Source organism: Pantoea sp. nfd-35, assembly GCF_056892255.1.
In genome coordinates this window covers 1,589,942-1,615,034 of the sequence record NZ_CP122403.1, presented here as the reverse complement: position 1 = coordinate 1,615,034, position 25,093 = coordinate 1,589,942, and the positions used below count along the sequence as shown (strand labels likewise).

18 protein-coding genes are annotated in these 25,093 nt (G+C 56.5%); 13 read left to right on the top strand and 5 right to left on the bottom strand.

Annotation, left to right across the window (positions count from 1 at the left end; genetic code table 11):
* Positions 1–3: 3 nt before the first annotated feature.
* Both dcd and udk read right to left on the bottom strand, forming a co-directional pair.
* On the bottom strand, positions 4–585 hold the full coding sequence (dcd, locus tag P9J57_RS07535) for a dCTP deaminase (protein WP_013026388.1): 582 nt from the start codon (positions 583–585) through the stop codon (positions 4–6).
* A gap of 84 nt (positions 586–669) precedes the next feature.
* Complete coding sequence (udk, locus tag P9J57_RS07530; protein ID WP_013026389.1) at positions 670–1,311, bottom strand: uridine kinase; 642 nt, start codon at positions 1,309–1,311, stop codon at positions 670–672.
* Between the two features lie 280 nt (positions 1,312–1,591).
* On the opposite strand from udk, the gene P9J57_RS07525 reads away from it, so the two are divergent.
* The 10 genes from P9J57_RS07525 (at position 1,592) to trhP (ending at position 19,972) form a co-directional block, all read left to right on the top strand.
* The gene (locus P9J57_RS07525; protein ID WP_013026390.1) at positions 1,592–2,206 is read left to right on the top strand and encodes a phosphatase PAP2 family protein; all 615 of its coding nucleotides are present in this window, start codon (positions 1,592–1,594) and stop codon (positions 2,204–2,206) included.
* Positions 2,207–2,369: 163 nt separating this feature from the next.
* Positions 2,370–5,708, top strand: coding sequence for a diguanylate cyclase (locus tag P9J57_RS07520; protein ID WP_483279443.1), 3,339 nt, complete (start codon positions 2,370–2,372; stop codon positions 5,706–5,708).
* Between the two features lie 76 nt (positions 5,709–5,784).
* Positions 5,785–7,137 carry a molecular chaperone gene (gene yegD, locus P9J57_RS07515; RefSeq protein ID WP_014605443.1) on the top strand — a complete coding sequence of 451 codons (1,353 nt, stop codon included), beginning with the start codon at positions 5,785–5,787 and terminating at the stop codon, positions 7,135–7,137.
* Between the two features lie 401 nt (positions 7,138–7,538).
* Positions 7,539–8,771, top strand: coding sequence for an MdtA/MuxA family multidrug efflux RND transporter periplasmic adaptor subunit (locus P9J57_RS07510; RefSeq protein WP_014605441.1), 1,233 nt, complete (start codon positions 7,539–7,541; stop codon positions 8,769–8,771).
* The gene (locus P9J57_RS07505; protein ID WP_210452798.1) at positions 8,771–11,893 is read left to right on the top strand and encodes an MdtB/MuxB family multidrug efflux RND transporter permease subunit; all 3,123 of its coding nucleotides are present in this window, start codon (positions 8,771–8,773) and stop codon (positions 11,891–11,893) included. The genes P9J57_RS07510 and P9J57_RS07505 overlap by 1 nt, the downstream gene beginning before the upstream one ends.
* Positions 11,890–14,967 (top strand): multidrug efflux RND transporter permease subunit MdtC, encoded by a 3,078-nt coding sequence (mdtC, locus tag P9J57_RS07500; RefSeq protein ID WP_028715330.1) that lies wholly within the window; start codon positions 11,890–11,892, stop codon positions 14,965–14,967. Before P9J57_RS07505 ends, mdtC begins: the two co-directional genes overlap by 4 nt.
* 12 nt (positions 14,968–14,979) lie before the next feature.
* The gene (mdtD, locus tag P9J57_RS07495; RefSeq protein WP_013026397.1) at positions 14,980–16,380 is read left to right on the top strand and encodes an MFS transporter; all 1,401 of its coding nucleotides are present in this window, start codon (positions 14,980–14,982) and stop codon (positions 16,378–16,380) included.
* Positions 16,377–17,765: an envelope stress sensor histidine kinase BaeS gene (baeS, locus tag P9J57_RS07490; protein WP_014594091.1), complete on the top strand. Its 1,389-nt coding sequence runs from the start codon at positions 16,377–16,379 to the stop codon at positions 17,763–17,765. The genes mdtD and baeS overlap by 4 nt, the downstream gene beginning before the upstream one ends.
* Positions 17,766–17,771: 6 nt before the next feature.
* Positions 17,772–18,479: an envelope stress response regulator BaeR gene (baeR, locus tag P9J57_RS07485; protein WP_483279442.1), complete on the top strand. Its 708-nt coding sequence runs from the start codon at positions 17,772–17,774 to the stop codon at positions 18,477–18,479.
* A gap of 116 nt (positions 18,480–18,595) precedes the next feature.
* Positions 18,596–19,972 carry a prephenate-dependent tRNA uridine(34) hydroxylase TrhP gene (gene trhP / locus P9J57_RS07480; RefSeq protein WP_026021076.1) on the top strand — a complete coding sequence of 459 codons (1,377 nt, stop codon included), beginning with the start codon at positions 18,596–18,598 and terminating at the stop codon, positions 19,970–19,972.
* Positions 19,973–20,010: 38 nt separating this feature from the next.
* Here trhP and P9J57_RS07475 read toward each other — a convergent pair whose 3' ends face one another.
* Positions 20,011–20,142, bottom strand: coding sequence for a hypothetical protein (locus P9J57_RS07475; RefSeq protein WP_019106532.1), 132 nt, complete (start codon positions 20,140–20,142; stop codon positions 20,011–20,013).
* A gap of 60 nt (positions 20,143–20,202) precedes the next feature.
* On the opposite strand from P9J57_RS07475, the gene yegS reads away from it, so the two are divergent.
* The 3 genes from yegS (at position 20,203) to P9J57_RS07460 (ending at position 23,459) form a co-directional block, all read left to right on the top strand.
* The gene (gene yegS / locus P9J57_RS07470) at positions 20,203–21,105 is read left to right on the top strand and encodes a lipid kinase YegS (RefSeq protein WP_014594093.1); all 903 of its coding nucleotides are present in this window, start codon (positions 20,203–20,205) and stop codon (positions 21,103–21,105) included.
* A gap of 156 nt (positions 21,106–21,261) precedes the next feature.
* Positions 21,262–22,728 (top strand): mannitol dehydrogenase family protein, encoded by a 1,467-nt coding sequence (locus P9J57_RS07465; protein WP_105087433.1) that lies wholly within the window; start codon positions 21,262–21,264, stop codon positions 22,726–22,728.
* Positions 22,729–22,772: 44 nt separating this feature from the next.
* The gene (locus P9J57_RS07460; protein ID WP_015699924.1) at positions 22,773–23,459 is read left to right on the top strand and encodes a GntR family transcriptional regulator; all 687 of its coding nucleotides are present in this window, start codon (positions 22,773–22,775) and stop codon (positions 23,457–23,459) included.
* Between the two features lie 34 nt (positions 23,460–23,493).
* Here P9J57_RS07460 and thiD read toward each other — a convergent pair whose 3' ends face one another.
* The gene (thiD, locus tag P9J57_RS07455; RefSeq protein ID WP_024471931.1) at positions 23,494–24,294 is read right to left on the bottom strand and encodes a bifunctional hydroxymethylpyrimidine kinase/phosphomethylpyrimidine kinase; all 801 of its coding nucleotides are present in this window, start codon (positions 24,292–24,294) and stop codon (positions 23,494–23,496) included.
* Entirely contained in the window at positions 24,281–25,081 is an 801-nt protein-coding gene (gene thiM / locus P9J57_RS07450) for a hydroxyethylthiazole kinase (RefSeq protein ID WP_246876440.1), read from the bottom strand. Before thiM ends, thiD begins: the two co-directional genes overlap by 14 nt.
* Between the last annotated feature and the right edge of the window lie 12 nt (positions 25,082–25,093).

Below are 25,093 nucleotides of genomic sequence, written 5' to 3'. Positions count from 1 at the left end.
GAATTAATCTTTGTCGATACGACTGGCATCAGCACCCTGCTGGCCACGATATTTAGCATTTTCACGGCGATTATAAGGACGCGCGGCAGGTCCCGAAAGCGGTTCAAAGCTTAGCGCACCAATCAGCATTCCCGGGCGCAGTGCCAGAGGCAGTTTGCCAGAATTATAGAACTCCAGCACGATACGGCCCTGCCAGCCCGGATCGATACGATGCGCGGTCACGTGGACCATCAGGCCCAGGCGGGCAAGCGAGGAGCGCCCGTCCAGCCAGCCAACCAGATCGTCGGGAATGGTCACAGATTCCAGCGTTACCGCCAGGGCCAGCTCGCCGGGATGGAGAAAGAATGCTTCTCCCTCGGGGAGAACGATCTCATCACTCATCACGCGATCCAGGGCCGCGCTCACTTCGTGCTTCGGCCCGCTCAGATCAATAAACGCGGCGGTATGTCCGCTGAATGTCCGGAACTGATTGCCTAAACGTACGTCGACCGTTGCACCGTTGATCCGTTCCACCGGTGGCCGTGGCGTGATCGCCAGTTTCCCGCTATCCAGCCAGGCTTCAATATCGCGGTCGCATAATCTCATTACGGTAACTCCATGAAGTAAGTGTAGCGAACAGGCGGCATCTGTGCTTTTAACCTGCTCGCGTCACGTCCTTTGAGACGTAAACTACTCGAAGAACTGGTTAATTTTGGCTTTAAGAATATCAATAGCAATACGGTTTTTACCACCGCGCGGCACAATGATATCTGCGTACTGTTTAGAGGGTTCAATGAACTGCAAAAACATGGGGCGGACCGTTTTCTGATACTGACTCATGACGGAATCCATTGAACGCCCCCGTTCATTGACATCACGTTTCATACGTCGCATCAGGCAAATGTCGAGCGGCGTGTCCACGAAGATGGAGAAGTTCAGTTCCTGGCGCAGACGCGCATCGGTTAACAGGAGAATGCCTTCAAGAATAATGACTTTTTTAGGCTTAATTTGCAGCGTTTCCTGAGTACGCGTGTGCTCAACATAGCTGTAAACGGGCAACTCAATGTCCTGCCCTGCCTTTACCGCACGTAAGTGCTGCAATAACAAATCATGATCCATCGCGCTGGGATGGTCATAATTGGTTTTAACCCTCTCTTCCATGGTGAGGTGACTTTGATCTTTATAATAGGCATCTTCAGGGATAACGCCGATGTGCTCATCGCCGACCTGGTCGCGAATTTCACGATAGAGCGTACTGGCGATTAAACTTTTACCGGATGCAGATGCACCTGCAATGCCAACGATCACGCACTGATGGGACTTGTCAGTCATACTTTTAAAAACCTGATACTGGAGCCAGAAACTGTACGCAAACTGCGCACCCAGTTAATGGGGCTGAACGGAGAGGGTGAGTTGGCACTCAGTATAGGGATTTCGGCCTTTTGATGCCAGAGAAATGGCACCGTCCCCCTTTTCAGACTTTCCCCTTTTAACCTGAATGGTTTCACCGATAAACTAGCCGCTTCACACAGAACAACGTCGCACAGCACCTGTCGGGCTCGGTATGGCCGATGAATAAGGGCATTTTGCCCAAGAAGAAGAAAGGAAGATTATGCTCTGGAAGACCCTCACCTATTTTGGTGACAGCATGTTATTGATTCCCACGGCGGTGATTATTGCCCTGATTTTACCGTGGAAAAGCGATAACCGTCGCGCTCTGTGGTACTGGCTTTTGGCCTTTGGCCTGGCCGGGCTGGTGGTCAGCGTGTCAAAAATACTGTTTCTTGGCTTTGGTATTGGCAGCGCACGCTTTAATTTCACGGGATTTAGCGGCCACAGCGCGATGTCAGCGACCCTGTGGCCGGTTATGCTTTGGTTAATCTCAGGGCGCTGCTCAAGCCTGTGGCGCGGCCTGGCGATTGGCGTGGGCTATGTGATTCCCTTAATGGTTGGCGTTTCGCGCCTGGTTATCCATGCGCATTCCGTCAGCGAGGTCATTACCGGTCTGCTGCTGGGCTTTACGCTGAGTACCGCGTTTTTACTTTCCCAGCGCGAGACGGCACTTAAAGGGTTCAGCTTGCCGCAAATCGCCGCTGCGCTGCTGGTGCCGGTTCTGCTGCTGGGTCACGGTCGGATTGCCACCACACAACAGTTCCTGGCGCAGTTTTCTGCCCGTCTGGCTGGCATGGAAAAACCTTACACCCGGGCCGATCTTTTCCGGGAATAATGCACATGGTGGCTCGTGCTTCCGCGAGCCATTCAATCCAACGAATAACGCAATTTAATGATTTCCCCCCTGTTTTTTCTATCAAATGTGCTAGCATTCTTCGAATGACAATGGCGATGCAGCGCATGCCATTGCACTATTTTGCCCTCTGCTGGATCGATTAATGATCGTTGAGACACTGGCCTCGTCAGATAAATCACCTAAAAAGTGGCTAAACGCCTGCTGGCTTGGCCTGGCTTCCTTCGTCCTGACGCTATTTTGCCTTGAGCTGATTGTGGTTAGCGGTAAAATTTCACCGCTCTGGTTCTCGACGGCACTGATGACCATCGTGGTGTTTCGCAGCACGTCTCGCCAGCTCCCCCTGTTACTCATCGCCTGCCTTATCGGTACGGCACTGGCGAATGCCTTCATTATCGGTCCCGCCCTCTCTAATTTAAAATTTGCCCTGCTTAATCTGCTGCAGGCCATACTGGGCGGGCTGTTATTGCGCGCGTTGCTTGACCGTGAGGCGCCGCTGGTTTCGCTCAATGACTGGATCCGCTTTGTTATCGCTACCGGCCTGATTTCGCCCCTGGTTGGCGGCGTACTCGCGCTGTGGATACTGCAGGTTGGAGATCAGGCCTCATTTGCTTTCTTTTACACCTGGGTCATTTCGGAAATTATCGGCATGTTAGCGCTCGGGCCGGTTTTACTGTTGCTGACCTGGCCGCTGTCGCAGAATGGCCTGAAACGCGCGTCTCTGGTAGAGACGCCCATCACGCTGGCCCTGACGCTTACTGCCAGCTACCTGTCGCTGCGGTTTTTACCCTGGCCTTTTACTTTTATTTTAGTAGTGCTGTTCTGGTGTGCCGTGCGGTTGCCGAAGGTGGAAGCCTTTGTGCTGTTTTTTGTTAACGCCAGCTTTATGGCACTGCTGCTGTCACTGGGCTGGATTAACGTCACGCCAACGGCCGCCAGCACCTATGCGGTGATAAGCAGCTGGCTTCCGTTTTTGATGGTCTTAATTCCCTGTCATATCATGGCATTAGTGATGGATGCCTTTCGGCATGAGAAGCGCCATATCAGCGAGAGCGAAACCCGTTTCCGTCATGCCATGGAGTATTCCGCGATTGGCATGGCGCTGGTTTCTGCTGAAGGCCGATGGCTTCAGGTTAATAAATCCCTGTGTGACACGCTGGGCTATCCGGAACATGAACTGACTCAACTGACGTTCCAGCAAATCACTCATCCGGATGATCTTTACGACGTCCAGGGCCGACTGGAAAAGCTGCTGCAGGGCGAGATTTACTCTTATACGCTGGAAAAACGCTATTTCCGCAAAGACGGCGAAATCGTCTGGGTACGGCTAACGCTTTCCCTGGTGCGCGATCAGGCGCAGCAACCGCTCTATTTTATCGCGCAGATTATTGATATTTCTGAGCTGAAACAGAGTGAGCAAGTGAACAAACGCCTGATGGAACGCATTACCCTTGCGAATGAGGCGGGCGGCATCGGCGTATGGGAATGGAATCTGACCAGCGGCGAAGTTCTGTGGGATAAACGCATGTATGCGCTGTTTGGCATGAAGCCCCATGAACTGCCCAGCTACGATCTGTGGGTCACGCTGGTTCATCCCGACGATCGCGAACGTTGTGTGCTCACCATTCAGGGTGCCATTGAGAAAAGCAGTTCCTTCCAGATGGAGTACCGGGTGGTTCGGGAGGACGGGCAGCACTGGATCCGTTCTCAGGCAAACCGCCTGCTCAGTAAAGAAGGCCGTATCGAACGCATTTTGGGGATCTCTCAGGACATCACCTCATTACGGAACCTGAATGAGGCGCTGTTTCAGGAAAAAGAGCGCATGATGATCACGCTCGACTCGATCGGAGAGGCCGTTATCAGTACCGATCAGGACATGTGCGTGACCTTTATGAACCCGGTCGCGGAAAAAATGACAGGCTGGTCACAAGAGGCGGCGGCGGGCAAACCGGTAAACGAACTGCTGCATATCACGCACGGTCGTCATGGCCCTGAAGTCGATAATCTGCTGCTGTGCCATGTGCCGTCTGAAAAAACCGCGCCCTATCTCTCTGAGGAGTGGGTGCTGCACACGCTCAATGGCGAGCATATTGATATTCATTACAGTTTAACGCCGCTGAAATCTGAATCAGGTACCGAGCGTGGAGCGGTGATGGTGATACAGGACGTCAGTGAGTCACGTAAAGTGATGAAGCGTCTGAGCTACAGCGCACTGCACGATACGCTAACCCGGTTACCTAATCGTGCCAGCTTTGAACTGCAGCTTAAGCGGTTACTGTCCGACGCCGTCGAGCATCAGAATCAGCACGTTCTGGTCTTTATCGATCTGGATAAATTTAAGGCGGTGAACGACAGCGCAGGCCACGCAGCCGGGGACGCCCTGTTGAGCGAACTGTCGGATTTAATGCGCCATCGCCTGCGCGGGAGCGATTTCCTGGCCCGACTGGGCGGGGATGAATTTGCCGTGTTGATGCCCGAATGTTCGTTGGATCAGGCTCGCGACGTGGTGCAGGACATCGTTCGCGCGGTCGGTGACTACTGTTTTGAATGGCTGGGGCGCGCCTATCAGGTCGGTGCCAGCGCAGGCATAACCCAAATCAACGCGCAGAACTGTCAGAGTAGCGATGTGCTGTCTCAGGCAGATATTGCCTGTTACAACGCCAAGCGGAGTGGGCGGGGTCGGTATAAGGTGTATGAGCAGCATGCGCTGGCGCTCATGGGAAGCCATCACTCCGTGGATCTCGCGACCCTGGATGCCTTACAAGTGGACATGCAGGTATGGGCCGTTGCGCCGCCTGGCAAGCCGCATTCCGCCAGCGTCTGGCTGGTTGAGGTTCAGCTATTTTCGCCAGAAGGGTTACTCATTGATGAGCATCTGCTACGTAATAACCTGACTGACGATATGCTGAAACGCCGGCTTGAAGACAATATTGTTAATGCCTTCTTCCGCCAGCAGATTGCAACGATGAGCCAAAAAGGTATCGCACTGATTTTGCCTCTCGATGTGCACGCACTGTACGATCCGGCTTTCGTTGACAATCTCTGCCTGCGCTTCGCCGAATCCGGTCTTGCCCGCAGCCATAGCGGGATCGCGCTTAACGCCTCCAGTGTGCTTTCCAGCGGCGATGGCCTGATCGGTGCATTGATGAAACTGCGCCAGGCGGGCTGCCGCATCGTGTTGCAACATTTCGGCCGCAATCTGGATGCCTTTAACCAGTTGACCGGTAAAGTGGTGGACTGCCTGATCCTGTCCCCGGAACTGGTGGCTAACCTGCACAACAATTTGATGGATGAGATGCTAATCTCCATTATTCAGAGCCAGACCAGCCAGCGTGATATCACCCTGCTTGCCGGCCCGGTGTCCGTTCCCGCGGTGCTCACCACGCTGACCAGCCTTGAAGTGGACGGCGTTTGGGGCAGTGCCGTTGCGGAACGCCAGCGAATGAGCAGACTTGCGGAAGCCCCCCTTTTCGCTATTCGCTAATTCTGCCGCTCACCGCTTGCCACGACCGATCAGCTGCGCTAAAGTCGCCCCCTTTTTTCCGGCCTGGGGGCGAAAAATGTTCATTGGATTTGATTACGGTACGGCTAACTGCTCAATTGCAGTCAGTGAAAAAGGCGCGCCGCGTTTGTTAGCGCTGGAGAATGGCCAACGCCTGCTGCCGTCCATGATTTGCTCCCCAACGCGTGAAGCGGTGACGGAATGGCTTCACCGCCATCATCAGGTTGCAACACCGGAACAGGAAAGCACCGCGCTGCTGCAGCGGGCCCTGCGCTACAATCGTGAAGAAGATATTGATGTCTTACCTGACAGCGTGCAGTTCGGCCTGACCGCACTTCAGCATTACATGGTCGATCCAGAAGATGTCTGGTTTGTTAAATCCCCCAAATCCTTTCTGGGCGCAACCGGCCTGAAACCGCAGCAGATTGCCTTTTTTGAGGATCTGGTGTGCGCCATGATGCTGCACATTCGCCAGCAGGGTGAAGCGCAGACCCAGCAGCCTATCGACCAGGCGGTCATCGGCCGTCCGGTCAACTTTCAGGGATTAGGCAGCGAAGACGCGAATCAACAGGCACAGGGCATTCTGCTTCGTGCGGCCAAACGCGCCGGCTTTCGGGATGTCGAATTTCAGTTCGAGCCGGTCGCGGCGGGCCTGGATTTTGAAGCGACACTGGAAAAAGAGACCCGCGTACTGGTTGTCGATATTGGCGGGGGCACCACCGACTGCTCAATGCTGCTGATGGGCCCGCAATGGCGCAACCTGTCAGACCGGCGTGAAAGCCTGCTGGGTCACAGCGGCTGCCGCGTTGGCGGTAACGATTTAGATATTATGCTGGCGTTTAAAGCCCTGATGCCCCTGCTCGGCGCGGGCGGCAACACCCAAAAAGGCACCGCCCTGCCTGCCCTGCCCTGGTGGAATGCGGTGGCGGTGAACGACGTGCCGGCACAAAGCGATTTCTACAGCGCCGCCTGCGGCAAGCTGCTGCGTGATTTAGTGCGCGATGCAGAAAATCCTGCCGCCGTGGCTCACCTGCTTAAAGTCTGGCAACAGAAGCTGAGTTATCGCCTGGTCCGTACGGCGGAAGAAAGCAAGATCGCGCTGTCTGAGCGCCCTGCGTTTGCGGCGTCACTGGATTTTGTTACCTCCGGCTTACAGGCCGAGATCAGCGTCGCGACCCTGCAGGAGGCGATCGGCCAGCCGCTGGAGAAGATTCTGGAGCAGGTTCATCTGGCGCTGGCGACCAGCCATATCAAACCCGAGGTGATTTATCTCACCGGCGGCAGTGCCCGTTCCCCACTTTTGCGCGCGGCGCTCCAGCAGGCTCTGCCAGACACACCGATAGCGGGAGGAGACGACTTTGCCTCAGTGACCGCCGGCCTGGCGCGCTGGGCAGAGGTTATGTTTGCCTGACCTACCGGCACAGGCGGAACCGTCCTGTGCCAGCCATGCCTTTTGCCCGCCTCCCTGCGGGCAAAAGGCAGGCGGATGCCCCCGCGCATCACTATCGCCTGGCGAACATTGCCTCTCTGACGTTTACCCGTGTTGCCCTTCATCAAATTTCAACGTGTTATTTCCTGACAACAGCGGCTCATCACCCGTTATCCTGTGGCAAACTTTATGAAACGCATTCTGTTGACGGGCGGCAATTAAACGGCCACGTCTGTTCAGAAAAAGAACATAATTACGCTGTGCTGACAGATATCCTTAATTCCTTCAAATTTTTACCGTCAGGGACGACTACAATTCGTGGTTTGCAGGCTACCGTTTAAGCCCGCGCCCTGGAAAGACATAGCTGGAGAGCAACAACAACAATGAACAACCGATACCCTGTTATGAAAAAAGGTCTGATTGTGCTGGTGGTCATTGCCGTAGCCGCAGGCGGCTTTTACTGGTGGAAACATCCGGCACAGCCCAGCAGCGACGGTGACCTGTCTGGTCAGTCAGCACATGGCAAAAGAGGCAATGGCGCGCACAAACCGCTGGCTCCCGTTCAGGCGGCCAGCGCGGTGACAGAAAGTGTGCCGCAATACCTTAACGGGTTAGGCACCGTGACGGCCGCCAATACCGTGACGGTCCGCAGCAGGGTTGATGGAAACCTGATGTCTATCCACTTCACGGAAGGTCAGCAGGTCAAAGCCGGGCAGTTGTTAGCGGAGATTGACCCGCGCCCCTATCAGGTTGCGCTCATGCAGGCGCAGGGCCAGTTGGCACGCGATCAGGCAACTCTGGCTAACGCACGCCGCGATTTAGCCCGTTATCAAAAACTGGCGAAAACGTCGCTGGTGTCTCAGCAGGATCTGGACACGCAGAACGCCCTGGTCAGTGAAACCCTGGGCACCATTAAAGCCGACGAAGGCAGTGTTGCCAGCGCCCAACTGAATCTGACTTACAGCCGCATCACCTCGCCGATTGATGGCCGTGTAGGCCTGAAGCAGGTTGATATTGGCAACTACATTACCAGCGGCGATACCAATGGCTTAGTGGTGATTACGCAAACGCATCCGGTGGACGTGGTGTTCAGCGTCGCTGAGAATAATATTAGTCAGATCATGCAGGCGCAGAAAAGTGGTGAACCCTTGCTGGTAGAAGCCTGGGATCGCAGCAATCAACATTTAATCACCCGCGGTAAGCTGCTCAGTCTGGATAACCAGATCGACGCCACGACCGGTACGATCAAAATCAAAGCGCGCTTTGATAATCAGGATGACCTGCTCTTCCCGAACCAGTTCGTCAACGCCCGGCTGAAGGTGAATACCTTGCAGGATGCAGTGGTTATTCCTGCCGCCGCGCTGCAAATGGGCAATGAAGGCCACTTTGTCTGGGTGATCAACAATGAAGACAAGGTCAGTAAGAAAAGCGTAACCGCCGGACTGCAGGACAGCCAAAAAGTGGTGATCAGCGCCGGACTCAACGCAGGCGACCGCGTCGTTACCGACGGGCTGGACCGCCTGACGGAAGGGGCAAAAGTCGAAGTGGTTGCCGCGCAGAGTCGCGCCACAAAAGAGACCCGTGCCAGCTTGCCGTCAAAAGGGGAATCTGAGTAATGCAGGTTATGCCTCCTGACCACAGCGGAGGGCCGTCACGCCAGTTTATCCTGCGTCCGGTCGCAACGACCTTACTGATGATCGCCATTCTTCTGGCTGGGATTTTGGGTTACCGCTTTTTGCCGGTCTCCGCCCTGCCGGAAGTGGACTATCCCACCATTCAGGTCGTTACCCTCTATCCCGGGGCCAGCCCGGATGTGGTGACCTCTTCGATTACCGCGCCCCTTGAACGTCAGTTCGGCCAGATGTCCGGACTCAAGCAGATGGCATCACAAAGTTCTGGCGGCGCCTCCATCGTTACTCTGCAGTTTCAGCTGACCCTGCCGCTCGACGTGGCAGAGCAGGAAGTGCAGGCGGCGATCAACTCCGCCAGCAACCTGCTGCCCAACGATCTGCCTAACCCGCCGGTTTACAGCAAAGTGAACCCGGCCGATCCGCCGATCATGACCCTGGCCGTCACCACCACCAGCATGCCATTAACCCAGGTGCAGGATATGGTGGAAACGCGCGTGGCACAGAAAATATCCCAGGTCACGGGCGTTGGTCTGGTCACGCTGACGGGCGGTCAACGTCCCGCCGTGCGCGTGAAAATGAACACCCAGGCGCTGGCCGCTATGGGGCTGACCAGTGAAGCGGTACGTACGGCCATCACGAATGCTAACGTTAACTCCGCGAAAGGCAGCCTGGATGGCCCTACCCGCTCGGTCACCCTTTCCGCCAATGATCAGATGAAATCCGTGGAGGATTATCGCCAGCTGATCGTCAGTTATAAAAATGGCGCTCCGGTGCGGCTGGCCGACGTGGCGACCATCGATCAGGGCGCAGAAAACAGCTGGCTGGGGGCCTGGTCTAATCGTGAACCGGCTATCGTGCTGAATGTGCAGCGCCAACCCGGTGCCAACATTATTGCCACGGCCGATAACATTCGTACCATGCTGCCGTCGCTGATTGCCAGCCTGCCTAAATCCGTAGACGTGAAGCTGGTGACAGACCGCACCACCAATATTCGCGCGTCGGTCACTGACACACAGCATGAACTGATGCTGGCGATGGGGCTGGTGGTGATGATTATCTACCTGTTTCTTCGCAACGTCCCTGCAACCATTATTCCGGCCGTGGCGGTGCCGCTGTCGCTGATCGGCACCTTCGCCGCAATGTACTTCCTGGGGTTTTCGATCAACAACCTGACGCTGATGGCGCTCACCATCGCCACAGGCTTTGTGGTGGATGATGCCATCGTCGTGATCGAGAACATCTCACGCTATATCGAGAAAGGCGAAAAACCCATGACCGCCGCCCTGAAGGGCGCCGGCGAAATCGGCTTTACCATTATCTCGCTGACCTTTTCACTGATTGCGGTATTGATCCCGTTACTGTTTATGGGCGATGTGATTGGTCGTCTGTTCCGGGAGTTTGCGGTCACGCTGGCGGTGGCGATTCTGATTTCGGCCGTGGTGTCGCTCACCCTGACGCCGATGATGTGTGCACGCATGCTCAGCGCCGAATCACTGCGCAGGCAGAACCGCTTTTCCCGCGCCAGCGAAGCGATGTTTGATCGTATCATCGCGGTTTACGGCCGGGGGCTGAGCCGGGTGCTCAATCATCCCTGGCTGACGCTGTCCGTGGCGCTGGGAACCCTGCTGCTTACCGTGCTGTTATGGATCGCCATTCCCAAAGGGTTTTTCCCGCAGCAGGATAACGGCATTATTCAGGGCACCCTGCAGGCCCCGCAGTCGGTGTCCTATGCCAGTATGGCGGAACGCACCCGCGACGTCGCCTCGGTGATTATGAAAGATCCGGCGGTGCAAAGTCTCACCTCGTTTGTGGGCGTGGACGGCACCAATCCATCCCTTAACAGTGCCCGGTTGCAGATAAACCTTAAACCGCTGGATGCGCGCAGCGAACGTATTCCTGAGATTCAGCAACGCCTGCAACAGCAAGTCAGCAAGATCCCCGGCGTGACGTTATGGCTGCAGGCGGTTCAGGATTTGACAATCGATACCCAGGCCAGCCGAACGCCCTATCAGTTCACGCTGCAGTCCGGGTCGCTGGACTCACTCAGCACCTGGGTGCCCGCGCTGGTAAGTGCCTTGCAGAAACTGCCCGCGCTGCGTGATGTCAGCAGCGACTGGCAGGATCAGGGCCTGGAAGCCTATATCAAGGTCGATCGCGACAGCGCCAGCCGGTTGGGCATCAGCATGGCAGATGTGGACAATGCGCTCTACGACGCCTTTGGTCAGCGGCTGATCTCCACCATTTATACCCAGGCAAATCAGTACCGCGTGGTGCTGGAACAGGACAACAGCGCGATCCAGGGCCTGCCAAGTCTGGATGGCATTCGCCTGACCAGTACCGATGGCGGCAGCGTTCCCCTTAATGCTATCGCCAGTATTGAGCAGCGCCATGCGCCCTTAACGATCAACCACCTGAGCCAGTTTCCGTCTGCCACTTTCTCGTTTGATGTGGCAAAAGGCTACTCTCTGGAAGACGCAACAAAAGCCATCATCCAGGCCGAGGAACAGCTTGGCATGCCGTCAGAGGTGATGACCCAGTTCCAGGGCAGCACGCTGGCCTTTGAGGCCGCATTGACCAGCACGGTGTGGCTGATTGTGGCGGCGGTCGTGGCGATGTACATCGTCCTGGGCGTCCTGTATGAGAGTTTTATCCATCCCATTACCATTCTTTCAACGCTACCTACTGCGGGCGTAGGTGCGCTGCTGGCCCTGATGATAAGCGGTAACGAGCTGGATATTGTGGCGATCATCGGCATCATTTTGCTGATTGGTATCGTGAAAAAGAACGCCATCATGATGATTGACTTCGCCCTGGCCGCCGAGCGGGAACAGGGCATGAAGCCCTATGACGCCATTTACCAGGCCTGTTTGCTGCGCTTCCGCCCCATTCTGATGACCACCCTGGCGGCGCTGCTGGGGGCGTTACCGCTGATGCTCAGCACCGGCGTTGGCGCAGAATTACGGCAACCACTGGGGATTGCCATGGTCGGCGGCCTGATACTGAGCCAGGTTCTGACCCTGTTTACCACACCGGTGATTTATCTGCTGTTTGACCGTCTGGCGCACAATCTGCGTCGCCGCATCGGTCACACGGAGGAACCGTCGTGAAGTTCTTTGCGCTGTTCATCCATCGGCCGGTAGCCACCACGCTGCTCACGCTGGCGATTGCGCTGGCGGGGATACTGGGGTTCCGCCTGCTGCCGGTCGCGCCGCTGCCGCAGGTGGATTTTCCGGTCATAATGGTGTCGGCTTCTCTGCCCGGTGCCTCGCCGGAAACCATGGCCTCCTCGGTTGCCACGCCGCTGGAGCGCTCGCTGGGCCGCATCGCGGGCGTGAGTGAGATGACCTCCACCAGCTCCCTGGGATCGACCCGCATCATTATGGTTTTCGATTTCGATCGTGACATCAACGGCGCGGCGCGGGATGTGCAGGCGGCGATCAATGCCGCGCAGAGTCTGCTTCCCACGGGAATGCCTTCGCGCCCGACCTACCGCAAAGCGAACCCGTCTGATGCACCGATCATGATCATGACGCTAACCTCAGACCTGTACAGCCCGGCTCAGCTTTACGATTACGCGTCCACACAGCTGGCGCAGAAGCTGTCGCAGATTAACGGCGTGGGCGATGTGACCGTGGGCGGCAGCTCTTTGCCCGCGGTGCGCGTGGCGTTGAATCCGCAGGCGCTGTTTAACCAGGGCGTTTCGCTGGATGCAGTACGGCAGACGATTTCCAACGCCAACCAGCGCCGCCCTCAGGGCGCGGTGGAAGACGGCCAGCAGCGCTGGCAGCTGCGCACTAACGATGCGCTACAAACTGCCAGTGAATATCAGCCGCTGGTGGTGCACTACAACAACGGCGCGGCGGTGCGCCTGTCGGATGTTGCGACGGTGCAGGATTCAGTCCAGGACGTGCGCAACGCCGGGATGTCGCGCGGTAAACCGGCAGTGTTACTGGTGATACGAAAAACCGCCGATGCGAACGTGATTGAAACGGTGGATCGCATTCGTGCCGAACTGCCCGAACTGCACGAGATCATTCCGGCTGCCATCAACCTTGAGGTGGCTCAGGACCGCTCCCCTACCATCCGCGCCTCTCTTGAGGAAGTGGAGCAGTCGCTGATGATTGCCGTTGCGTTGGTCATTCTGGTGGTGTTCGTGTTTTTACGCTCCGGCCGCGCCACGCTGATCCCCGCCGTTGCCGTGCCGGTATCCCTGATCGGCACCTTCGCCGCAATGTATTTGTGCGGCTTTAGCCTGAATAACCTGTCGCTGATGGCCCTGACGATCGCCACGGGTTTTGTGGTGGATGATGCGATTGTGGTGCTGGAAAACATCGCCCGCCATGTGGAAGCCGGGATGAAACCGATGGCGGCCGCACTGAAAGGGGTGCGTGAAGTCGGCTTTACCGTGCTGTCGATGAGCCTCTCCTTAATCGCGGTCTTCCTGCCGCTGCTCATGACAGGCGGATTGATTGGTCGCTTTTTTGCCGAATTCTCAATCACCCTGTCGGTCGCCATTCTGATTTCCCTGTTTGTCTCGGTCACGCTCACGCCAATGATGTGTGCTTATCTGCTCAAACCCCACGCGCCGCGCAGTCAACCGCAGCGACGGGGCGTTGGACGGCTGCTGCTGGCGGTTCAGCGCGGTTATGCCCGCTCGCTGACCGTTGTGCTCAATCATGCCCGCTGGGTACTGCTCCTGCTGCTGGGCACCGTGGCTCTGACGGTATGGCTGTTTATCAGTATTCCCAAAACCTTCCTGCCCGAGCAGGACACCGGCCGCCTGTCTGGCTTTATTTCGGCTGACCAAAGTATTTCGTTCCAGGCGATGCGCGGCAAGCTGGAAGATTTCATGAAAATTGTTGGCGCCGATCCGGACGTTTCCAGCGTGGTAGGCTTTACCGGCGGCATGCGCACCAACATGGGGTTGATGTTTATTTCTCTGAAACCCCTGTCTGAACGGAAAGACACGGCGCAGGCGGTGATTGCCCGCCTGCGTGCCAAACTGGCGAACGAACCCGGTGCCAATCTGTATCTTAATGCGGTGCAGGATATCCGGGTGGGCGGTCGCGAAGCCAATGCCAGCTATCAGTACTCGCTGCTGTCAGACGACCTTGCTGCGCTGCGCACCTGGGAACCTAAAATCCGTCAGGCCTTTACTGCCCTGCCGGAACTGGCTGACGTCAACTCCGACCAACAGGATAAGGGCAGTGAAATGGCCCTGACCTATGACCGCGCCAGCATGGCCCGGCTGGGGATCAACGTTTCAGAAGCCAACGCCCTGTTAAATGATGCCTTTGGGCAGCGGCAGATTTCCACTATTTATCAGCCGCTGAACCAGTACAAGGTCGTCATGGAAGTGGATCCCCGTTACACCCAGGACATTAGCGCCCTGAATCAGATGTTTGTGATCAACAGCGAGGGCAAACCGATTCCGCTCGCCTGGTTCGCCAAATGGCAACCGGCTAACGCACCTTTGTCGGTCAACCACGAGGGGCTGTCTGCCGCATCGACCATTTCCTTTAACCTGCCAGAAGGCGTGTCGCTGTCGCAGGCGTCGGAGGCCATTGAGCGCACCATGACCGCGCTGGGCGTACCCTCCAGCGTGCGGGGCAGCTTCGCTGGTACCGCGCAGGCTTTCCAGCAGTCACAGAGCAGCCAGCTGTGGCTGATGCTGGCCGCCATTGCGGCGGTCTACATTGTGCTGGGCATTCTTTATGAAAGCTATGTGCACCCGTTAACCATTCTTTCCACGCTGCCTTCGGCGGGCGTCGGTGCGCTGCTGGCGCTGGCGCTGTTTGATACGCCGTTCAGCCTGATTGCCCTGATCGGTATTCTGTTATTAATCGGGATCGTGAAAAAGAACGCCATCATGATGGTGGACTTTGCTCTTGAGGCAGAGCGCAACGGTAACCTGAGTCCGCGCGATGCCATTTTTCAGGCCTGCCTGCTGCGTTTCCGCCCTATTTTAATGACCACTCTGGCAGCGTTGTTTGGCGCACTCCCGCTGGTGCTGACCAGCGGAGATGGCGCGGAACTGCGCCAGCCGTTAGGCATTACTATTGCGGGTGGCCTGATCATGAGTCAGTTGCTCACCCTGTATACCACGCCGGTGGTGTACTTAATGATGGATAAACTGCGTCGTAAAAAGCGCACCCAGACGATCAATGCCACTCAGCATTAAGGGGTCACTATCATGCAGAGCGTAACTGTCCGTTGGCAGTTATGGATTGTCGCCTTTGGCTTCTTTATGCAGGCGCTGGATACCACGATCGTCAACACGGCGATCCCGTCAATGGCTCAGGATCTGGGCGTGAGCCCGCTGCATATGCATTCGGTCATTGTCGCGTATGTGTTAACGGTGGCGGTGACGCTGCCGCTGAGCGGCTGGCTGGCCGATCGGTTTGGCGTCAGAAATATCTTCTTTAGCGCCATCGTTCTGTTTAGCCTGGGGTCGCTGATGTGTGGGTTATCGAACACGCTGGATCAGCTGCTCGTCGCGCGGGTACTACAGGGCATCGGCGGCGCCATGATGGTGCCGGTGGGTCGCCTGACGGTGATGCGCATTGTGCCGCGCGATCAATATATGTCTGCAATGACATTCGTCACCCTGCCCGGCCAGGTGGGTCCGCTACTGGGTCCGGCGCTTGGCGGAGTGCTGGTGGAATATGCCAGCTGGCACTGGATTTTCCTGATTAACATCCCGGTTGGTGTGATCGGCGCCATCGCCACCTTAAAGCTGTTACCCAACTACGCCATGCCGCCACGACGCTTCGATTTTCTGGGTTTTATCCTGCTGGCAGTCGGTATGGCAACCCTGACGCTGGCCCTTGATGGTCAGCGCAGCAGCGGCGGCTCTGCGTTGTTGCTGGCGGCGATGATTCTGACAGGAATGGGGTCACTGCTGTTTTACCTGTTACATGCGCGCCATAACGACGATGCGCTGTTTAGCCTGAAGCTGTTTGATAATCGGGTGTTCTCTATTGGCTTACTCGGTAGCCTGGCGGGCCGCATCGGCAGCGGAATGTTGCCGTTTATGACGCCGCTTTTTTTACAGATCGGCATGGGTTTCAGCCCGTTTCATGCCGGTTTGATGATGATTGCGATGGTGCTGGGGAATATGGGCATGAAACGCATCGTGGTCCGTATCGTTAACCTGTTTGGCTACCGCAACGTGCTGGTGGGATCGACGGTGGGCCTGGCGCTGGTGGTCTTACTGTTTCCGCTGGTGGCGATGCTGGGCTGGACGGCCATGTTGCCGCTGGTGTTGTTTCTGCAGGGCATGGTGAATGCCATTCGCTTCTCCTCAATGAATACGCTGACGCTAAAGGAGCTGCCGGACGAACTGGCCTCCAGCGGCAACAGTCTGTTATCCATGATCATGCAGCTATCCATGAGTATCGGCGTTACCGTTGCGGGCCTGCTGCTGGGCGCCTTCGGCCAGTCGGCGCTGGGGCACCACGGGCTAAGCCATCAGGCCTTTATCTACGTTTATCTCTGTATGGCCCTGATTATTATTCTGCCTGCGTTGGTGTTCTGGCGCGTTCCGAAAGAAGAGAGTAAAAGCGTCGATCTGCGGCGCCGGAGAAGTGAATGAGATCGTTTCTGCGCGTTGGCATTGGTGCCAAGCTGTTTATGGCTATTTTCTCCACCTGCATGCTGGTGCTGATCACCATGCACTGGGGCGTCAGGCTGAGTTTTGAGCATGGCTTCGTGGACTACATTAAACGTGGTAATGAACAGCGACTGAATTTGCTGGGTGCAGCGCTGGCCGATCAGTACGAGCAGCATGGCAACTGGGACTTTCTGCGTAATAATGACCGACTGATTTTTACCATGCTGCGATCGCTGGAACAAAATCCCGACAGCAGTAATCAGCTTCCGCCGCACGGCTGGCGAACCCAGTTCTGGGTGCTCGATCAGCAGTACAAAGTGATGGTAGGCCCACGTTCACAGGTGCCGCCAGAAGGCATACGTCATAACATCACCACCAGCAACGGCAAAATCGTGGGCTGGATAATCAGCTCCCCGCCTGAACGCCTGACGCGCAGTACCGATATTAATTTTGATCAGCAACAGCGACGAACCAGTTGGTATATCGTTGGCCTCTCTACCCTGCTTGCCGCGCTGGTGACCTGGCTGATGGCGCGGGGCCTACTGGCGCCGGTCAAAAGGCTGGTGGACGGCACCCATCATCTTGCCGAAGGGAATTTAGCCACCCGGGTTGAGGTCAGCAGTCAGGATGAGCTGGGTCAGTTGGCCCATGACTTTAACCTGTTAGCCCGTTCGCTGGAAAAAAATGAGAGTATGCGCCGGGCATTTATGGCCGATATCTCCCATGAGTTACGCACGCCGCTGGCTATTTTACGCGGTGAACTGGAAGCCATGCAGGATGGCGTTCGTAAGCTGACGCCCGACGCCATTACCTCATTGCAAAGTGAGGTTGCCCTGTTAACCAAGCTGGTTGACGATTTACATCAGCTTTCTCTTTCTGACGTCGGCGCGCTGGCCTACCGCAAGCAGGCGACGGATCTGGTGCAGCTTATTGAGGTCAGCGCAGGCAACTTTACTGAGCGCTACCGGGCTCATGAGTTAACGCTGCATCTGGACATGCCTGAAGAAGCCCCTTTCTTTGGCGATCCCGATCGCCTGATGCAGTTGTTTATCAACCTGCTGGAAAACAGCCTGCGTTACACCGATGCCGGTGGCGAGGTCCGGGTACGTCTTTGGTATGACGCGCCCGACTGGCGAGTCATCATTGAAGACAGCGCACCCGGGGTGGATGGCGAGCAGCAGGCCAAAATTTTTGAGCGTTTTTTCCGTACCGAAGGTTCACGCAATCGCGCCAGCGGCGGCTCGGGGCTGGGCCTGGCTATCTGTAAAAACATCGTTGATGCGCATGGCGGCACCATAACCGCGACGCACGCTGATTTAGGTGGACTGAAAATCGCGCTACAATTGCGTTATGTTCCTCCCGTTTAGAAGACTATGAATCAGGAAAACGCGTATCCGCTGATCCTTGTGGTTGAAGATGAACCCAAGCTGGCACAACTGATGATTGATTATTTACAGGCATCTAACTACCGGACTCATCACCTGGCGCACGGCAATGAAGTACTGGATTATGTTAACCAGACGCCGCCCGATCTTATCCTGCTGGATTTGATGCTGCCAGGTAAAGACGGGCTGACGCTGTGCCGTGAAATCCGGCGCGACTCTGAACTGCCGATTATTATGGTGACCGCGCGTACGGAAGAGATCGATCGCCTGCTCGGCCTTGAAATTGGCGCAGACGACTATGTCTGTAAGCCGTTCAGCCCGCGGGAAGTGGTTGCGCGCGTCAAAACCATTTTGCGTCGCGCCAAACGCTCGCCAGAAGACGCGCCGATCGCATCGCTGCTGAAAGTGCACGAAAGCCGCTTTCAGGCCAGCTGGCGCGATGAGCCGCTCGATTTAACCCCCGCTGAATTTCGTTTGTTAAAAACGCTGTCCCTTGAGCCGGGGAAAGTCTTTTCCCGTGAGCAACTGTTAAACCATCTTTATGATGATTATCGCGTGGTCACCGACCGCACCATCGACAGCCATATCAAGAACCTGCGTAGAAAGCTGGAAAATCTGGACAGCGAGCAGCCCTTTATCCGCGCCGTGTACGGCATGGGCTATCGCTGGGAAGCCGATATCTGTCATTTGATTTAGATTGATTCAGATCAATTTACTTCCTTTTTCTCACTGCCTACAATTCCGCATCTTTTGCAGGGGTTAGCCCTGCACGTGCCGCCCAGGCGGCATGCTGACCTGATATCAGTGAGTTCATCATGAAACCAGAATTGCTTTCTCCAGCCGGGACGCTGAAGAATATGCGTTACGCCTTTGCCTACGGCGCGGACGCCGTGTACGCCGGCCAGCCGCGCTACAGCCTGCGCGTGCGTAACAACGAATTCAGCCATGAAAACCTGGCGAAGGGCATTAATGAAGCCCATGAACTGGGTAAAAAGTTTTACGTCGTTGTGAATATTGCCCCGCATAACGCCAAGCTGAAAACCTTTATCCGCGACTTAACGCCGGTGATTGAGATGCAGCCGGACGCGTTGATTATGTCCGATCCCGGATTAATCATGCTGGTGCGTGAGGCGTTTCCGTCCATGCCCATTCACTTATCCGTTCAGGCCAATGCCGTTAACTGGGCAACGGTGAAGTTCTGGCAGCAGATGGGGCTAAGTCGGGTGATTTTGTCACGTGAACTGTCACTGGAAGAGATCGCCGAGATTCGCCAGCAGGTGCCTGAAATGGAGCTGGAAGTGTTCGTACACGGTGCGCTGTGTATGGCCTATTCCGGGCGCTGCCTGCTTTCCGGTTACATGAATAAGCGCGATCCTAACCAGGGAACCTGCACCAATGCCTGCCGCTGGGAATACCAGTTGCAGGAGGCTAAGCAGGATGAGGTGGGGAATATTGTTGAAATCCATCAGCCGGTTACCGTGCAGGACGTCACGCCAACCCTGGGCATCGGCCAACCCAGCGACAAGGTATTTCTGCTGGAAGAGAAGATGAAACCCGGTGAGATGATGAGTGCCTTTGAGGATGAGCACGGCACCTACATTATGAATTCGAAAGACTTGCGTGCCGTGGCGCATGTTGAACGGCTCAGCCAGATGGGCGTTCACTCATTAAAAATTGAAGGCCGGACCAAATCCTACTATTACTGCGCTCGCACCGCTCAGGTCTATCGCAAAGCCATTGACGATGCCGCCGAGGGCAAACCCTTTAATCCCGCTCTGCTGGAAACGCTGGAGGGCCTGGCGCATCGCGGCTACACCGAAGGCTTTTTACGCCGTCATACCCATGACAGCTACCAGAATTACCAGAACGGCTATTCCATCTCGGAACGTCAGCAGTTTGTCGGCGAATTCAGCGGCGAGCTGCGTGATGGCTGGGCGGAAGTGGTGGTGAAAAATAAATTTGCCCTGCACGACAGCCTGGAGATCATGACGCCCGCCGGCAACCTGATTTGTACGCTGGATGCCCTGCAAAACAGCCGGGGCGAGCCGACGGAGGTGGCGCCGGGAGACGGACATCGCGTCTGGATGAAGGTGCCGCCTGATGTTGACCTGCAATTTGCGTTGCTGCTGCGCAACTTTACTGCGGGTCAGGATACACGCGATCCGCACGCCACGCGCGTGCCAGCTTGACACATTTTGACAAAAGCAAGAGTAGGATCACAGACGGCTTAATTTTGCTGTTCTATAGTGCTGCCTGCTACCAATGAGTAACAATTATCAGCAGCTGTAACTGGATCCACCTCATTCACCCGCCCGGCTCCCCCGTGCGGGTTTTCTTTTTTCTCCTTTTCGCCAATCATTTTTCTTCTCCGGCTATGCTATAACCACTCACTACGCTTTAGATCTCCAAGGAACAGATAATGGACAAACAATCGCTTACGCTGCTGATCCTGAACGGTAAAGGCGCAGGCAATGATGATCTACGTGAAGCGGTCACTAAGCTGCGCGATGAGGGCTACAACATTGCCGTGCGCGTGACGTATGAAAAAGGCGACGGCGAGCGCTACGTCGAAGAAGCCCTGGAATTACAGGCTGAAACCGTGGTGGCAGGCGGCGGCGATGGCACCGTCAATGAAATCGCCACCGCCCTGGCGTCCGTCAACGTCGCCGACCGTCCTGTCTTAGGCATTATTCCCCTGGGGACGGCCAACGATTTTGCGACCAGCGTCGGCATTCCTGAAGAAATCGAGCCTGCGCTGCGTCTGGCGATTCAGGGCAAAGCCTACGATATCGACCTGGCCCGGGTGAATCAGCATCACTACTTTATCAACATGGCGACCGGCGGCTTCGGTACACGTATTACCACTGAAACGCCGGAAAAACTGAAGTCGGCCTTGGGTGGCGTTTCCTACTTCATTCACGGGCTGATGCGCATGGATACACTCAAGCCCGACAGCTGTGAAATCACCGGACCTGATTTTAGCTGGCAGGGCGATGCGCTGGTCATTGGCATTGGTAACGGCCGTCAGGCTGGCGGCGGTCAGCGTTTGTGTCCCGCTGCGTTGATCAACGACGGCCTGCTCGACATCAGCGTGGTCACGGCGCAGGAGTTACTGCCTACCCTGCTGCACTCACTGACCGGCGGCGATGAGGACAATCCCAGTATTATTTCCACCCGTCTATCGTCCCTGACGATCCGCTCATCGCATGAGATGACGTTTAATCTTGATGGCGAACCGCTGTCCGGACAGGAGTTTACGATTGATGTTATGCCAGGTGCGCTAAGCTGTCGCCTGCCACCGCAGTGCGCGTTGCTGAGCTAAGTTAACCGGGAGTGAAGACTCCCGGCTTAGATGTAAACAGTTCGTGATTGCATTCACAATTTCGTCACGCCAACTTGTATGGTAGTCGCGGGGCGCGTAATTTTTCATCCTTACCGCCGGAATGGCCTGTCGCTCCCTCCGCCACAAGGATGCATGATGCTGCAAACTGACCACCTTCCCGCTGATGTTAAGCGCCCCGCCTACGACCGTAGCCAGCTTAAAACCCGAATGATACACATCGGGTTTGGTGCCTTTCATCGCGCCCACCAGGCGTTATGTAGCGATAAGCTGGCTGAACTGGGCAGCGACTGGGGTTACTGCGAGGTGAATTTGAACAGCGGCGCTCTTATTCAGGCGCTGCGGGAACAGGACCTGCTCTACACGCTGACAGAAAAGAGCGACGATGCTGTAGAAACCCGTGTAATCGGCATTATCACGTCTGCGTTGCATGGCAAAACGGACGGTATCGAGGCCGTCATTGAGGCGCTGTGTCAGCCTGACGTGGCGATTGTATCAATGACCGTGACAGAGAAAGGCTACTGTCATCTGCCCGCCAGCGGCGACCTTGACGTTCAGCACGCGGATATTCAGCACGATCTGGCGCAGCCGGACCAGCCGCACTCTCTGCCGGGTCTGATTGTCGCGGCAATCCGCCGCCGCCGTGAACGGGGAGTCGCGCCATTTAGCGTGATGTCCTGCGACAATATGCCAGAAAACGGCCGCGTAACCCGTAATGTCGTGATGCAGCTGGCCCGGCACTACGATGCCTCCCTGGCTGACTATATCCAACAGAACCTCACCTTTCCCTCCACCATGGTGGACCGTATCGTGCCCGCCATGAATGACGCGGCATTTGACGCCCTGCAACAGCGCATCGGTTCACGGGATCCGGTCGCCGTTGAAGCTGAACCTTTTTTTCAGTGGGTGATCGAGGACCATTTTGTCAGCGGCCGACCGGACTGGGATAAAGCGGGCGCTCAACTGGTGCAGGATGTTCTACCGTTTGAGCAGATGAAGTTGCGCATGCTCAATGGCAGCCATTCGTTTTTAGCTTACCTTGGCTATCTTGCCGGTTACGAACACATCAGCGACTGTATGGCTGATGACGCGTTTCGCGCAGCGGCACGGGCGCTGATGGTCAATGAGCAGGCTCCTACGCTGACCATTCAGGATGTCGATTTATCCGCCTATGCCGATGCGCTTATCGCCCGCTTTGCCAATCGGGCGATTAAGCATCGGACTTATCAGATTGCGACCGACGGGACCCAGAAGCTGCCCCAGCGCTTTCTCGACAGCCTGCGTTGGCATCTGGACCACGGCACGCCGTGTCCCTTGCTGCTGCTGGGCATCGCGGCCTGGATGCGCTATGTCAGCGCAGTGGACGAAAAAGGCGAGCCCATCGAGATCCGCGATCCGCTGAACGCACAACTGGCCACTTGCGTAGCGGAAAGTGATGACGGTGAAGCTCGCGTGCGGGCGTTACTCAACATCAGCAGGGTATTTGGCGACGATCTTGCTAAAAACGATGCGCTGGTGAAACAACTTACCGCCTGTTACCTGCAGCTTGCCGCTCAGGGAGCCCGTGCCAGCGTCCAGCAGGCCATTGCCGGTCCTGAGGTCTGATGCGATCGCCTGATGCCCAGGCCGAAGATAAAACGGACAGCGATATGACACTTTCTTACACCATTACCACCAGCGAACCGGTGAATCAGCAGGTTTACCGCTATCTGCGCCGCGATATCGTGACGTGCGTAATTCAGCCGGGCGCACTGCTCTCGGAAAAAGAGGTTTCCGCCCGGTTCAACCTCTCACGTCAGCCGGTGCGGGAAGCCTTTATCAAGCTCGCGGAGGCCGGTCTGGTTCAGATCCTGCCGCAGCGCGGCACCTTTGTGCGCAGGATCTCGGCTAAACGGGTCGAAGATGGTCGTTTCATTCGTGAGGCCGTGGAGATTGCCGTGGTCCGTCGCGCTGCTGAGGAAATCGAAGAGTCAGGGCTGATGGCGCTGGAGCATAACCTGCAACTGCAACGCATCACCGCTGCCCGTGGCGATAGCCAGATGTTCTTAAGCCTGGACGATGAGTTTCATCGCCTCATCGCTGAGAGCATCGGCTGTCCGCTGGCGTGGGAAACGGTTGAAAACATCAAAGCCACCATGGATCGGGTACGCTATTTAACCCTGAATGACGTTGCGCCCGCCGAAACCCTGATAGAACAGCATGATGCTATTTTTGCGGCGCTGAAGGCAAACGATCCCGTCAAGGCTGAGGCGGCGTTGCGCCATCATTTGCAGGCCATGATGTTTTCGATCACCCCAGTCATCAAGCAAAACAGCGCCTGGTTTGAAGAGGATTAACGCCTTGCCAGTCTGCAAGGCGAAACACGATGGGCTACCACCACTGATGGAAATGGTGCACCGGCCCAATCCCGTTGCCCACTTCCAGCGAATCTGCCGCCAGTAATGCCTGCTGCAGCCAGGCTTTCGCTTCACTGATCGTCGCTTCCCAGCTGTCATGCCGGGGACGTAAGGCCGCGAGCGCGGCGGACAGTGTACAGCCAGTGCCGTGCGTATGACGCGTGTTTACCCGCACGCTGCTAAAGCGCTGACGCCCTGCCCGAGTTAGCAGCCAGTCCGGGCTTTCATCACCATCGAGATGACCGCCTTTCATCAGCACTGCCTGGCAACCCAGCGCCAGTAGCGCTTCGCCCTGGGTGAGCATCTCATCTTCATTGAGGGCAACCTGGCATCCCAGCAGTGCAGCGGCTTCGGGCAGGTTTGGCGTAATCAATGACACCTGTGGCAATAAACGATCTCGCACACAGGCAATCGCATCCGGATTCAGCAGGGCATCGCCGCTTTTAGCCACCATCACCGTATCCAGCACCACAAAGGGAATTTCCCGCCGCTGCAGGCCATGGGCCACCCGCTCGACAATTTCTGTTTCAGACAGCATGCCAATCTTCGCACTGTCGATGCGCACATCATCCAGCACCGAGTCCAGCTGGGCGGTCACAAACTCTGGCGCAACGCGGTATACCGACTGCACGCCGCAGGTATTCTGCGCCACCAGCGCCGTGATCACACTGGTACCGTACGCGCCCAGTGCAGAGAAGGTTTTCAGATCGGCCTGGATACCGGCCCCGCCGCTGGGATCGGTCCCTGCAATCGTCAGGGCATTAATGCGTTTCATCAGGTGCCTCCAGCGTCCAGAGTGCATCCAGGAAAGCAGGCGCAAAGCTACCCGGTCCATCTGCATCCTGCGCGGCCTTTTCTCCAGCCAGCGCCATCACCCGACAGGCGCAGGCGATGTTGATCAGTCGGTCACCTGGCAAACAGGCAAAGGCCGCAACCACCGCTGAAAGCGCACAGCCGGTGCCGACCACCCGCGTCATTAACGGCGAACCGCCCGTAATCGCCCAGGTGCGCTGCCCATCGGTGACATAGTCTACTTCGCCGGTCACGACGACACAGGTATCAAAAGCTTTTGCCAGCTGTTGGGCAGCCTGCAGCGCGGCTTCGGCCGAATGCAGGCTGTCAACACCGCGTCCGCCTGCTGCCTGCTGCGCCAGCGACAGAATCTCTGAGGCATTGCCGCGCACCACTGCAGGCGACTGCGCGAGCAGCTGCTTGCAAAACACGGTGCGCAGCGTCAGCGCGCCGACCGCCACCGGATCCAGTGTCCAGGGCGTGCCCGCCTGATTTGCTGCAAGCACCGCAGCCTGCATCGCTTGCTTACGATCGTGGGTTAGCGTACCGACATTGATAAGCAGCGCATCGGCAACCGCGCTAAACTGCGCCGCTTCTTCAGCGTCGATAACCATGGCCGGAGAGGCATTAAGGGCGAGTAAAACGTTAGCGGTTAGCGTTTGCACCACATCGTTGGTCATACAGTGCACCAGCGGTGACTGACGGCGAAACTGTTGCAGAATGGGCGCGCATTGCGCATCAGAAAGGTGTTGCGGTTGATGTGTCATCATAACTCCCAACCG

Bases quoted from the DNA above. Each gene is read 5' to 3' on its own strand.
- dcd (WP_013026388.1), bottom strand. From the start codon at position 585: ATGAGATTATGCGACCGCGATATTGAAGCCTGGCTGGATAGCGGGAAA.
- udk (WP_013026389.1), bottom strand. From the start codon at position 1,311: ATGACTGACAAGTCCCATCAGTGCGTGATCGTTGGCATTGCAGGTGCA.
- P9J57_RS07525 (WP_013026390.1), top strand. From the start codon at position 1,592: ATGCTCTGGAAGACCCTCACCTATTTTGGTGACAGCATGTTATTGATT.
- P9J57_RS07520 (WP_483279443.1), top strand. From the start codon at position 2,370: ATGATCGTTGAGACACTGGCCTCGTCAGATAAATCACCTAAAAAGTGG.
- yegD (WP_014605443.1), top strand. From the start codon at position 5,785: ATGTTCATTGGATTTGATTACGGTACGGCTAACTGCTCAATTGCAGTC.
- P9J57_RS07510 (WP_014605441.1), top strand. From the start codon at position 7,539: ATGAACAACCGATACCCTGTTATGAAAAAAGGTCTGATTGTGCTGGTG.
- P9J57_RS07505 (WP_210452798.1), top strand. From the start codon at position 8,771: ATGCAGGTTATGCCTCCTGACCACAGCGGAGGGCCGTCACGCCAGTTT.
- mdtD (WP_013026397.1), top strand. From the start codon at position 14,980: ATGCAGAGCGTAACTGTCCGTTGGCAGTTATGGATTGTCGCCTTTGGC.
- baeS (WP_014594091.1), top strand. From the start codon at position 16,377: ATGAGATCGTTTCTGCGCGTTGGCATTGGTGCCAAGCTGTTTATGGCT.
- baeR (WP_483279442.1), top strand. From the start codon at position 17,772: ATGAATCAGGAAAACGCGTATCCGCTGATCCTTGTGGTTGAAGATGAA.
- P9J57_RS07475 (WP_019106532.1), bottom strand. From the start codon at position 20,142: ATGATTGGCGAAAAGGAGAAAAAAGAAAACCCGCACGGGGGAGCCGGG.
- yegS (WP_014594093.1), top strand. From the start codon at position 20,203: ATGGACAAACAATCGCTTACGCTGCTGATCCTGAACGGTAAAGGCGCA.
- P9J57_RS07465 (WP_105087433.1), top strand. From the start codon at position 21,262: ATGCTGCAAACTGACCACCTTCCCGCTGATGTTAAGCGCCCCGCCTAC.
- P9J57_RS07460 (WP_015699924.1), top strand. From the start codon at position 22,773: ATGACACTTTCTTACACCATTACCACCAGCGAACCGGTGAATCAGCAG.
- thiD (WP_024471931.1), bottom strand. From the start codon at position 24,294: ATGAAACGCATTAATGCCCTGACGATTGCAGGGACCGATCCCAGCGGC.
- thiM (WP_246876440.1), bottom strand. From the start codon at position 25,081: ATGATGACACATCAACCGCAACACCTTTCTGATGCGCAATGCGCGCCC.